This is a genomic window from Pedobacter sp. UYEF25 (assembly GCF_054061655.1).
In genome coordinates this window covers 153723-166771 of record NZ_JBSSEL010000008.1, presented here as the reverse complement: position 1 = coordinate 166771, position 13049 = coordinate 153723, and the positions used below count along the sequence as shown (strand labels likewise).

Sequence of the window (13049 nt, the reverse complement as noted above, 5' to 3'; positions counted from 1 at the left end):
GAATTACAAGCCTAATTTTAAATTGGTTTGCCTTTCGCTCTCTGGTATTGGAAAAAACTTATTGTTATTAAAATTAAACAATGGTTTGTAGCTCAATACACCGTTTGCGTAAGCTGACCCGTAGCGAATAATGTCAAAGAACCTGTGAAACTCTAATGCCAATTCCGACCTCCGTTCCTTCCGTATCAGGTCACGAAGTTGTCCTTGATTTGTGGTGCTGATATCGGGGAGCAAACCTGTGGGCACCGCACCGAATCCGGGCAACGTGGTATCGTATAAAAAACTCTCTCTTGCACGTTTGCGAACTCGGTTTAACGGCACTAACGCCCCGGCACCGTTGCCTAACTCATTATATGCTTCAGCTTCTATCAGTAGCACTTCGGCAAAACGAATGGCTTGGTAATTGAGGTTGCCATCGCCCTTTGTAGTAATAGGAACCTCTGATAAGGGTTGGTTGTGCTTTTTACTTAAGTAGCCGGTGGAGGACCAAGCGGGGTCGAACGCCTTATCGAAATAAGAATGCCCAGTTCTGGCAATAGAGTAATCTAACCTCGGATCATCCACACCAGAAGGTGATTTTTCGAAATTATCTACCAAGCTTTGTGTAGGATAATAAAAACCGTAACCGTTAAGTGGTCGAGGCGCAAACCAAACGTTAAGATTATTTCCTTGAAAGGGCACCAGCCCAGATTGATGTTGAACCGAAAATACTGCTTCGGCATTATTTTTAGTAGAGGCTCTGAAATTATCGGCGAACACAGGCAGCAAACTGTAATTACCAGAATCGTCAACAGCCTTTGCAGTTGAAGCAGCAAGTGCCCATTTCTGTTCAAAAAGGTAAGTTTTAGCTAACAATGCCATTGCAGCTCCTTTTGTCGCGCGGCCTCGATCTGCGCCAGTCCAAGTGGTTGGCAAGGTGGCGATAGCGGCGGTAAGATCTATTTCTATTTGAGCATAAATTTCTGCCTGTGTAGAAACTGGTTTCTGTGCTTCAGCAGGAGTCTCCACTTTAAGATGCAACGGAATATTTCCATAGGCTGCTGTTAAATTAAAATAATAGTAAGCACGTAAAAACTGTGCCTGCGCAATTGCTTGTGCTTTTACAGTTGTAGAAATAGCGGTATTGTCAGTGCTTAAGCCATCAGTAACAACGTTACAGGTAAAAACTCCCTGATAATACCTTTTCCATACTGCTTCAACGGCAGAATTGTTGGGATTGATGTTAAAATCGCCAATGGATTGAAAATCTGCCTGGTCGCCAGCGCTACCGCCTTTAATTGCATCATCTGATGCCACATCGCCCAAAACCCATATCGCATTAGAGGAGGCATCGGTAAAGGTTAATGAGCTGTAACAAGCATTTACCGCGAGGACGGTATTTGCGTCATTTGTGAAAAAATTTGTGGTTACATATTGCCCGCGAAGCGGCTGATCGAGAATTTTTTTGCAACCCGAAAATGTAAATAATAGGACGAGTATGCTGTAGAATATAAAGTGCTTTGCTTTCATCTGTCTAGAATTAAACTGTTAGAAATTTGCGTTAATACCTGCCGTAATGGTACGTGCCGAAGGATAAGTTCCCCAGTCGATTCCCACTGCTCTTACCCCATCCCCGGCATTATTGCTATTGGTATATTGCTCAGGATCCAACCCTTTATATTTGGTGAATGTAAGCAAGTTTTGCCCACTTGCATAAATCCTTACAGAGGATAGTCCGATTGCTTTTAATACACTTTTACCAAGTTTGTAACCAATTTGCACATTTTTCAATCTTAAATATGATCCGTTTTCCAAAAATCGAGTTGAAGGTTGCTTATTGTTTGTCGCATCTGTCCACGACAATATTGGATAGGTATTGCTAGTCCCCTCACCGTGCCAAGCCTGTGTAGCTGCCGCTTGGGTTAGGTTAAAAGGACGGTAAAAACCTTCGATATCGGTATTTATTTGATCGTAGAGCTTGTTGCCATAAACCCCTTGAAAAAACAAGCTCAAATCAAAGTTTTGATAAGATAAATCGCCCGTTGCACCATAAGTAAATTTTGGAATTGGACTGCCCACAAAAGTTCTGTCATTGTTATCAATCACTCCATCTCCGTTGATGTCCTTAAACATTACATCGCCTGGCTTAATATTAGGCCCTTGGTAAGCATGGGTAAATACTTGTTGTGCATTTTGGAAAATCCCTTCTTGCTGTAATAAATAAAACGATCCAATTGGTTTTCCAACCTGTGTTAATGTCGCAAAATAATTGTTATCAATTCTGCCGGCCGCTATGGGAGGATTTCCTGCGAGGGATACGACATCATTCTTGAGGGTAGCGAAATTACCACTTATGCCAAAACTCCAATCTTTGTCGAGCGTTTTACGGTAGCTCACTTCAAGTTCAAACCCCTGATCTCGTACTTTACCAGCATTAATAACTGGGGCGGAAGCCTGGCCTGCGCTACTCGGTAACTGTACAGGCAACAATACGTTATTGGTATTTTTAACGTAATAGTCTGCCGTAACCATAAGGGAATTATTTAAGAAACCCATGTCCAATCCTATATCTTCCTGATTGCTTATTTCCCATCGAATATTTGGATTGCCAATTGCGTTAATGGTGTAACCCTGATTGGTAGTACCGTTGAAAGGATAATAATTATTGCCAGATAAAGTAGATACATATGGCGCTGTACTCAAACCCTGCTCATTACCTGCTTGGCCTATGTCGAATCTAAGTTTTAACGTTGAGATTGGCTTAATGGCTTTGATAAAATCTTCTTGATCTAACCTCCAACCCAAGGAACCAGAGAAAACCGACTGGGCATTATTATTTGGGTCGAGCTTTGAGGATCCATCGCGCCGATAATTGAAACTTGCGAGATATTTATCGTTATACTGATAGTTTATCCGGCCAAATAACGATGAAAGTGAGAAATTAGATTCACCACCACCATTTTGCTCGCCCAATATTGATCCATTATCTAGGTATTGGAAATTTGGCGACTGGTTAATGAAATTAGTACGAGAAGCGCCAAGGCCTTGCTGGTCATTTTTAATAATCTCTGTTCCAAGCAAAAAGGTAAATCTGTTTTTATTAAAATCCAGATCGTAGGTCGCGGTATTTGTCCAATTATAGTTTAAATTATTGTTGTGAGATTGTGCCAGCGAACTTGGAGAATTAAAGGAACGATCTGCCCCGTAGGTAGCGAAAAACTGCTTATAATCTGTCTGGATAAGGTTAAGTCCGAGATCGGTTCTAACCTTTAAATTCTTGATAGGCACTATTTCTGCAAATACGTTCCCTAAAACAGTGTAGTTGTAGTTGTTGTTGGATGTATTGTCTGCTTGTTGCGCAGGATTTACACCATCGCCTAAAAAGTTTCCTAAGGTCGGATCCTGCTTGGGCAAATCTACAAACTGGCCGTTCGGTCCATAAACAGGTGTTCCAGAGGTACGAAACAACGCGTAACGCACCACACTGGCTGCCGCGCCGGAAAAACCATCACCAGATGAACCAACTATTTTCGTTTTTTCATAGGCCAAGTTGATGTTGGTACCAAGCGTAAGGTAACTGGTTACCTTACTTGTAACAGCTGTTCTAAAATTATATCTAGCAAATGATGAATTTTTTACTAGACCGTCTTGATCAAACACATTGCCTGATACCGCGTAGGTGGTTGCATCATTCCCGCCAGTAATAGAAAGGTTTACATTATTAACTGAAGCGGGTTTAAGCACTGCCTTTAACCAGTTTACATCTGACAACGTTTTCGCCAAACTATCAGTTATTAATGGTCGCCCGTCGTTTGTTGCAGCAGTATTGTATGCACTTACATACTGGGAGGTATTGGCCATCTTGATCAGATTTTGTGCCGACTGTATGCCAGTATATGCGTTCACACTTAATTTAGCTTTTCCAGAGACGCCATGTTTGGTGGTGATAATAACCACACCACCGGCAGCACGTGCGCCATATATAGCGGCAGAAGATGCATCCTTAAGTATGTTGATACTTTCAACATCGTCTGGGGCAATTTCGTTTATGCCATCTGTAGTCGGCACGCCATCCACGATATATAAAGGATTAGTACCATTGATGGTTCCGAGTCCACGGATGTGAACTGCGATGTTGCCACCTGGTGCGCCATTGTTTTGAGTTACCGAGACTCCTGCTGCTTTCCCCTGGATAATTTGATCTACACCGCCAACAGGGATTGCATTGATGTCTTTACTGTTTATGATCGAAACCGCACCCGTTAAGTCCCGCTTTCGCTGCGTACCATACCCGGTAACAACTACCTCATTAAGGCTCCCAGCAAGTTCCTTTAAGACAACAGTAATTGGATTTTTACCCGAGACTTCAATCTCTTGCTGCTGATAGCCGATATACGAAATCAGCAATTTAGCGCCATCTGGTATCGATACTTTAAAATTGCCATAAACATCGGTAAGCGCAAGTGTTTTTCCACCCACTATCCCAACAGTAGCACCGGGTAAGGGTTCGCCCTTTTCATCAAGCACTTTTCCTAAAACCTCTACATCTACAATCTGTGGCGCAGATTTTAAGGTGATGACAATAAGTTTAGACGATAAAACTTTATAAGACAGATCCGTATTTAACATGGCCGCATCAAGTATTTGCAAGATACTTTTATCCCTTAAATTAACAGTAATGGTTTGAGTTGGGATGGCTAAGTTGTTGTATAAGAAGGTGTAACTACTTTTTTTGTCCAAGAGGTCGATAAACTTCTCGAAACTAACGTCCTTGACATTCATATTCATTTTTTCCTGTGAGTGCACACTTGCAGAAGCATGTAGCAACGTGACCAGGATTATTGCAAATGTAAATTTCACGTATAATAGTATTTTTTTGACAATAGAACGCTCGATGAAAGAACTAAGAGTTTTTTTCATACTTTTGGTAAGTTGTGGTTAATAAAATTCTAAGAAAAGCCTGAGATCCAGCCAGAAATTAGGTTAATTGGAATAGACTCAACAATGGGGGAAGTGTGTCAGCACTTCCTTTTGTATTTGAGCTAAAAAATTCGGAATGTTATTTTCTAAGTCATAAAAGATATCCTTTCTTAATTGTTTTGATAAGTTACAATGGCAACTACCAAATGTGTATTTGATTATTTGTTTTCTTATAATTAAAAGGTTGTATCAATTGCAACGCCCGCATTACTTCATCAATGTCCTGACCTTTAAAGGCTCCTGTAAACTCCTTATTGACATATTTTTCATTGTTAAACACTATGGTTACATCGTACCAACGCTCCAACTGTTTTGCTAGATTGGCAAAACTTTCTTTTTTAAAACTTAGCTTATTGGCTATCCAAGCAGTTTCAGTAACGTCTTCGGGTACAGATGGTAAATCTGTTACTGTTTGTTTCGATTTAGATAGAGAATCGATTTCGACTTTCCGGTTACTTACCAGCGTCTTTAGCACAACAAAATTATCTGTCCGAATGGTTGCCTTTTCGTTTGGATGCAACACCAATGCGCTACCACTAATGCCGTCAACAGATAAAGAGACCTTTCCTCTAATAAGGGTAGTTTCAGCAAAATTTTCATTTGCATAGGCCTTTACATTGAAGGCGGTACCCAGAACTGCTATGTTAAGCTTACCAGCATGCACCACAAATGGATGCGCGGAATCGTGTTTTACGTCAAAATAAGCTTCTCCGACTAGCGTAACTTCTCTTTTACCGCTACCGAATATGCCGCTGGTATAGTTAATCGACGAACCAGCATTTAGCCAAACCTTTGAACCATCTGGTAAAATAGTATGGTTACGCTTGCCATAAAGGGTACTCAATTCTTGCTGTTTTAAAGGATTTAATCCTACTTTATATTGGAAGGAAAGTGCACCAATAATTAAAAGGGATATTATAGATGCCGCAACCATCCAATTCCTCCTTTGGTTACGGCGCAAGGGCTGAATGGTAGAATGCTCAAACATCAGATTTTCGGCATAAGTCCCCTCTTTTAAAATTAGGTTATCGAACCTTACCAGGCCCCGCTCCATCGCTCGACGCTCTTCGACCGAATGAAAAGCAGGCACGTTGACGCGCAACCTGTGTAGATTTCCATGAATGATCCGTAATTCGGGATACAACAAGAAATGCTGTTCCATTTCCTGTAGCTCAGCGGGCGAAAGGTCGCCAGCAATAGCACGTGAAATTAACAGCCAAATTCTATCCTCAGGATTCATATACTAACAAGACACCGTTTTTAAAAAATACCCCCAAAACGAAAAAAAAAATCCTTTTGGTTTTGTTGGTTATTTTATGGTTAAAAAATTTATACCTTTAATTAGATTCTAATCATCTCTGCAATACCAAATATGCAAGTAGTTCTTCAAAATAGTTTTTATCTGGCCATACTTAAAGATGAAAAGGTGTTTAAAGACATTTATAAGCAGTATTTTGTGAAATTGTATCGATTTGCGATATCATTGGTTCAATGTAATGAGGCTGCCGAAGAAATTGTTGATGATGTGTTGCTTAATTTATGGAAGCGGCGCAACACTTTTGATGAAATTACCAATCTTAACACTTATTTGTATGTATCTGTTAAAAACCTGTCCATCAATTATCTTCGCAATCAGGATAAATTAAAGCGGATTGATGTTGAAACTTTATACGATAGAAGCAGCTACCTATCCGTCGATCCGGAAAGTATTTTGATAAAAAAAGAGCAGATTAAACACCTTAATGCCTTAATAAACAACCTTCCTGTGCGCTGCAAATTAATTTTTAAGCTGATAAAAGTTGATGGACTTAAATATAAGGAAGCCGCGGCATTACTAAATATTTCCACAAAAACGGTCGAGAATCAACTCGCAATTGCATTTAAAAAAATTGCGGAGGTCTTAAAAGCAATTTAACTATCATAAGAGAAAACACAATAATGAATTTTGTTTCCTTTGCATTATCGATTTATGCTTGCTTTAAAGTTGTTAGGATAAAAAAAGAATCCACCAAGTGTTAAAAATTTTTCTGATCATCGCACAGCAAAAAGAAGCATTTCATTTCCTTTGTGAATTTGATGCAAACAAATTACATAGGGGCATTTTCAAAAACTCCGTCAGGATTTCTATTGGTATCCCATTGCCTGAAGTTCGAACAGTTCGGCATATTTTCCCTTGGCCTTGAGCAACTGCTGATGGGTACCTGATTCTAAAAGTTTTCCATCTTCCAAAACCAATATCCTGTCGGCGAGCCGGGCGGTAGAGAAACGATGTGAAATCAGGACAGCAGATTTTCCTTTGGTAAGTTGGGCAAACCTTTGAAAAACCTCATATTCTGCTCGGGCATCCAATGCAGCAGTTGGTTCATCCAATATCAAAACTTGAGCATCCTTCATATACGCCCTTGCCAAGGCTACTTTTTGCCATTCTCCACCAGACAATTCTACGCCATCGTTAAATTTTCTTCCAAGCCATTGCTGGTAGGCACCCGGAAGTTTTAATGCAAGTTGATCAGCCAGACTCTCTTCTGCTGCTCTCGTAACAAGTTGCTCATTTTCAATCTCTTTTATATTTCCTACCGCAATATTTTGATAAAAGGTCATTTGGTATCGGATATAATCCTGAAATATGATTCCGAGATTGTGTCGAAGATCCTCTAAATCATAATTTTTTAAATCTTTACCATCTAATAAGATACGTCCTTCGGTTGGATCGTACAATCTGGCCAATAGCTTTACAAGTGTCGTTTTTCCAGCGCCATTTTCTCCGACCAAAGCTAGTTTTTCTCCTGGGCTAAGTTGAAAGCTTAAATTCCTATTTGCCCATCTATCTGTATTTCGGTACTGAAAACCGACGTTCTCAAATACAAATCCAGATTGAATAGGATTTGGAAAAGGTAGTGCATTTTTTGGCTTGGTAATTTTTGGCTTAATCTCAAAAAAATCGATAAAATCATTGAGGTAGATTGCACCTTGAGAAACCATTGTAAATCGAGAAAGCATGGTTTCCATTAATCCGCTAAGCTGGCGGAATGAGCCGGCGAGAAAAGTTAGGCTGCCGACGGTAGATTTCCCTGTAGCCGTCTCATAAATAATAAATCCGTAGGCTGCATAATATCCCATGGTACCTAAAATAGAGAAGAACGTACCCCAAACGGAGCGGCGAATGGCGAGCTTACTATTGTCGTGATAAAATTTATCCGAGAGTTTTTTAAAGTGACTTATTATGAAGTCTGCGAGGCCGAAAATCTTCACTTCCTTTGCTGTTTCATCGCTTGCGCCCAAATAACGAAGGTAATCTAGTTCCCTACGCTCAGGAGTCTGACTCCGCGAAAGCGCATAATTTTTACTGTTGAAGTAAGATTCTCCTAAAAATGAGGGAATAATAGCAAGTAATAAAAGTAGGATCAACCAAGGATTAAAAGCAATCAGCGCAGTGAGTAAAAATGCCATAGAGATAAAATCCTGAATCTGGCTCATCACCTGCGAGAGCAAAACCGTTCTGCCAACAGTCTGCTGTCTGGCTCTTTCTAATTTATCATAAAAAACAGAATCTTCGAATTGATCTAAGTCGAGGGTGGCCGCGTGTTCCATAATACGTACGGATGTATAATTGGAAAATAGATCTCCAAGCAAGCTATCTGTCAAGTTAATCATCCTATTTAATCCATCTGTTAACAACGCTAACGCAAGCTCTAAGGCTACTAGCTCCCACAAATGGTGCAAATCGCCTGATGGTGAACTTGTGTTTAGAGCCACCACCTGATCAATAATTAATTTACCGACATAGAGTAGCGCAACCGGCATCGCGGAGCGTAAAATTCTTAATGAAAAGCTGATTAACGTTTTGCTTGGGCTACTCTGCCAAACCAACTTGAAAAAATTAGGTAAGTTTTTTAGGGAGGTAAGACGTTCTTTAAAAGAGATGTTTTCTAATGGAATGGTATTTCTATTCTTTGCCATTTAATGATTTAGGGAAACAAATTTAAATTTATTACAGCAATAGCGTCGCAGCTATTTGTAAAAACTTTATCGTTTGGTTCATAAATCTACTAAAGATCGGAAATCCGTTAATTATATTATTCCTCAGACTAAAATCAATAAGCTTAATGAATTTCAAGCTAATCACCAAAAACCAACTTCTAATCCTTGTAAAACGTGGCAATCATAGTTGGCAATACAATTAACAGCAGCGGCAGGGCAATGATAAAACCACCTATCACCGCAATTGCGAGCGGCTGATGCAACTGTGCCCCTGCTCCTATTCCCAAAGCCAAAGGCATTAACGCAATAATCGCGCCCAGTGCAGTCATTAATTTTGGTCGGAGACGCGTGGAGATTGCGTAAGTAACGGCTTCATTCACAGAAGTCCCTATTAGAGATTCTTTAAATTGCAGGAAGGTAAAAATAGAATTTTCGCCGATGATGCCGACAATCATAATCAGCCCGGTATAGCTCCCAACATTTAGCGGGGTGTTTGTAAAAAATAGTGCCAGATAGCTCCCAGAAATACCCAACAGGGAAACAAACAAAATGATAAAAGCGATTTTAAAATCCTTAAATAGGAATAGAATTACGGTAAACACCAATAAACTCGATGCGATTAAGATGGTTAACAATTCCGAAAACGACTGTTGTTGCTCTTTAAAGGCGCCCCCGTACTCAATGTGGTAACCCTTTGGGATGGAAATTGATTTTGAAATATTAGCCTGTATGTCGCTCATCACACTTCCTAAATCCCTATTGTCCAGCCGAGAGGTAACAACCCCAATATTCTGAATATTTTCTCGCTCTACCTCCGGACTTCCTGTCGCCAATGTTACGGTCGCCAATTGATTTATGGGGATTGCTGTACCGTTGCCCAAGAATATTTTAAGTCGATTTATGTCAACAATACCAAAGTTTCTGTTTCCAGGATAAACGATCCTTATCGGCGATAACTTTTCTCCATCAAATAAATCTCCTACCACATTGCCCTGCATGGCATTTTGCACCTGACTTTGAAAGCTAGCAACGCTAACACCAAATTGAGCAAGCATGTTATAATTGGGTGTAATGTTAACCGTTGGCCCCGACAGTAAAATTCCATCGAATACATCTGCCGTGCCCTTTACGTGGTCTACAACATTGGCTATTTGTTTTGACAATTGCTGCAACTGTTTTTGGTCGTTACCAAATACTTTAATTTCAACCGGCTGTGTAGACGTCATTAAATCGCCCAGCATATCGCCTATTACCTGCCCAAAATCTACGGTTAAGGCAGGTTGGCTTTTCTCTATATGGGCTCGAATTTCGGCAATAACCTCATCCGTAGTCTTTGTGCGGTCCTTTTTTAATTGGATCAAATAATCTCCTCGATTGGGTTCGGTGATGAAAAAGCCCATTTGTGTCCCCGTGCGCCTACTATAAGCTTGAACCTCCGGAATTTTAACAAGATTTTTTTCTACTTCTTTTAACATCCTGTCTGTCTCTTCTAGCGAAGTTCCAGGTGGCGAATTGTAATCTAACACAATGCTTCCTTCATCCATTTCGGGCAAAAACCCTGTTTCTAAATGTGGAAATATCAATACAATAGAGACAATCAATACAATCACAAATCCTAGGCTTAAAAAGGGGCGGGTGATAAAATAAGGAACCCATTTTTTTATTTCTACGTGGTGCGTTTCTGCTTTTTTATCATTTTCAATTTTTTTGTTTTTTGTAAGCAAGAGATAAATAACCGGCAAGCCGATCCAAGTAACAAAAAAGGAACAGACCAAGGTAATGATCATCGTATTGGTCATTACGTGGAAATAGGCGCCAGCAACTCCGGTCATCAATGCAAAAGGAATAAATATTACAATGGTGCTGATGGAAGAACCAAGCATCGCTGGAAAAAGAAACTTTATTGCTTTGCCCAGTAACCTTTCGGTTGGCTCATCTGGATGTTCCTCATGTGTGCGGTGGATTTGCTCGACCACCACGATGGCATCGTCTATAATTAAGCCGATGGCGGCCGCAATCGCTCCCAACGTCATGATGTTGAGCGAATAATTTATAAAACCGAGCACAATAACGGTTAGGCAAAGAGTTATTGGGATGGTAATTAAAATAGTGGCACTCGCCTTTGCCGATCGAAGGAAAATTACCGCGACAACTAAGGCCAAGAGCAGACCAATGAGCAAACTGTCTCTTACGCTTTGGATGGAATCATTCACAAAATTGGCCTGCACATAGTAAGGTTTGATGCTTACTCCAGAGGGCAAAATATCTTTAAGCGCCTTGACTTTTGCGGCCATTTCTGTCGATAGATCGATCAAATTTGCACCGGGTTGTTTAATTACTGCAACCAAAACACCATCTTTTCCATTGGCATTTATACGCGTATATTCTACGCTTGGCTGAATGTCTATTTTGGCTATGTCCTTTAAGGCGATGGTTCGATTTCCACGTTTTTCTACAACTAAGTTTTCTAAATCTATTGTAGACTTTACCGTGGCATCCGTTATGCTGAGGTATAAAAAATTATAATTAGAGAGGTAACCGTTTGATTTTATAAAATTACTCTGGCTTAACGCCATACTTACCATTTCTGGAGAAACCCCAAGCGCCTGCATTTTCTGCAAATTCATTTCTAACCAATACTCTTTCGTTTTACCGCCAATAACGCGGATTTCCGAAACCCCCTTTACCTGCGAAAGAAATGGTTTAACCGTATAAGTTGCAATCTGCTTTAACTCTATCGCGCTTTTTTCATGGCTCTCCAAACTGTAACCGCTTACCGGTAAAATGGAGGGATTCATTTTTTCTACTGTTACATTCAATCCGGCCGGTAAAGTATTGTTAATACTTGCAATTTCCGATTCGATTTGCTGCTTGCTTAAATCTACATCGGCACCTTCATTTAAATAAGCAGAAAGTTCAGTACTTCCCCTGCTTGTGGTGCTTCTTACAAGTTTTAGATTAGGGATTCGTTTTATTGCATTTTCTAAGGGACGGGTTACAGTCACCACCATTTTATCAACAGGTTGTAGCTCGCCTTCGGCAATAACTTTTATTTTCGGGAAAGTAATTTCGGGAAATAGAGAAGTTTGTAATCGCTCGAAAGAAAAAGCACCGCCTATTAAAACGATAATCAACATAGCCAGAACAGGACTTTTATAAGTTACAAAAAAGTTTTTCATGGCAAATTATTTTTGAATCTTAATTTTAGCGGTATCAGCTAAGCCGTAGTTTCCAACCGTAATCACCTTATCAGCTGGGCTAAATTTTGGAGATAAGATTTCTATCAACCCACCGTTTTCGATGCCTTTTTTAATCGGGATTTTTACCGCCGTGCTGTCGTTCATCAACTTCATTACCCAAAATTCGTCCTCGGTTTCATTGCTTAAGATGGCAGATTTTGGAAATACCTGTGCATTGGCATGGTTGGTTTTTACCAGCATTACCTTCGCAATTAAACCTTCGGGAATGTTCTCGGCTTTTCCTACTTTAACAATCAATCGCTGTGTTTGGGACAAAGAGTCTACGGATGGAAGACTGCCCGATATTAAGCCGTTTAATTTTTCTCCATCTGGTAGCAATATTTGAATTGTTTTATTTTGTTGGATAATTTTATTGTATTCAAAAGGCAAATCTAACAAGAAGACCAAGCTACTTTTATTTATCACTGCTGCCAAAGGATCGCCGTCTTGCACATAGTCTCCTTTTTGCCTATTTACTTGCACAATCGTACCACTTTGAGCGGCACGGATGTAAGAAATCCCTGAGAATTTAAAACTTGGATCCAATTTGTTTACCGCGTTTCCAATAGCTCTTGCTTCTTTTGTAATAATGGTAAACAACAGCTGCCCCGCCCCTACGTTTTTCCCCGGTAGCGCAGTGGCTTTTTGAATGTAGCCATTTATGTTCGCCTTAATTAAGCTCTTTTCTAAATAGGCTGAAACTGCAGTAAGAGAAACGGTTTCAGTTAATACGCTGTCTTTTACTGTTGTTATCTTAACTGGTGTTACACTAGCCGCACTTTCTTTTGTCGTGTCGCCAACTCCTTGCTTGCAGGAGGCTATGGATGCCGTAATAGCCAAGATCAAAACCATGTGTAAATTTCTATACAT

The 13049-nt window shown here is 40.1% G+C and carries 7 protein-coding genes; 1 reads left to right on the top strand and 6 read right to left on the bottom strand.

Annotation, left to right across the window (positions count from 1 at the left end):
- Positions 1-3 precede the first annotated feature (3 nt).
- The 3 genes from ACVWYG_RS09760 to ACVWYG_RS09750 all read right to left on the bottom strand — a co-directional run bounded on the left by ACVWYG_RS09760 (position 4) and on the right by ACVWYG_RS09750 (position 6199).
- The gene (locus tag ACVWYG_RS09760; protein WP_457270014.1) at positions 4-1509 is read right to left on the bottom strand and encodes a RagB/SusD family nutrient uptake outer membrane protein; all 1506 of its coding nucleotides are present in this window, start codon (positions 1507-1509) and stop codon (positions 4-6) included.
- 18 nt (positions 1510-1527) lie between these two features.
- The gene (locus tag ACVWYG_RS09755) at positions 1528-4899 is read right to left on the bottom strand and encodes a SusC/RagA family TonB-linked outer membrane protein (RefSeq protein ID WP_457270013.1); all 3372 of its coding nucleotides are present in this window, start codon (positions 4897-4899) and stop codon (positions 1528-1530) included.
- Between the two features lie 199 nt (positions 4900-5098).
- The gene (locus ACVWYG_RS09750; RefSeq protein WP_457270011.1) at positions 5099-6199 is read right to left on the bottom strand and encodes a FecR family protein; all 1101 of its coding nucleotides are present in this window, start codon (positions 6197-6199) and stop codon (positions 5099-5101) included.
- Between the two features lie 132 nt (positions 6200-6331).
- Between ACVWYG_RS09750 and ACVWYG_RS09745 the strand changes: the two genes are divergently transcribed.
- Entirely contained in the window at positions 6332-6874 is a 543-nt protein-coding gene (locus ACVWYG_RS09745) for an RNA polymerase sigma-70 factor (protein ID WP_457270010.1), read from the top strand.
- Between the two features lie 209 nt (positions 6875-7083).
- Here ACVWYG_RS09745 and ACVWYG_RS09740 read toward each other — a convergent pair whose 3' ends face one another.
- The 3 genes from ACVWYG_RS09740 to ACVWYG_RS09730 form a co-directional block, all read right to left on the bottom strand.
- Positions 7084-8919, bottom strand: a complete 1836-nt coding sequence (locus ACVWYG_RS09740; protein WP_457270009.1) for an ABC transporter ATP-binding protein — start codon at positions 8917-8919, stop codon at positions 7084-7086.
- A 179-nt stretch (positions 8920-9098) separates the two neighbouring features.
- Positions 9099-12119, bottom strand: coding sequence for an efflux RND transporter permease subunit (locus ACVWYG_RS09735; RefSeq protein ID WP_457270008.1), 3021 nt, complete (start codon positions 12117-12119; stop codon positions 9099-9101).
- Between the two features lie 6 nt (positions 12120-12125).
- Positions 12126-13049, bottom strand: a complete 924-nt coding sequence (locus tag ACVWYG_RS09730; protein WP_457270007.1) for an efflux RND transporter periplasmic adaptor subunit — start codon at positions 13047-13049, stop codon at positions 12126-12128.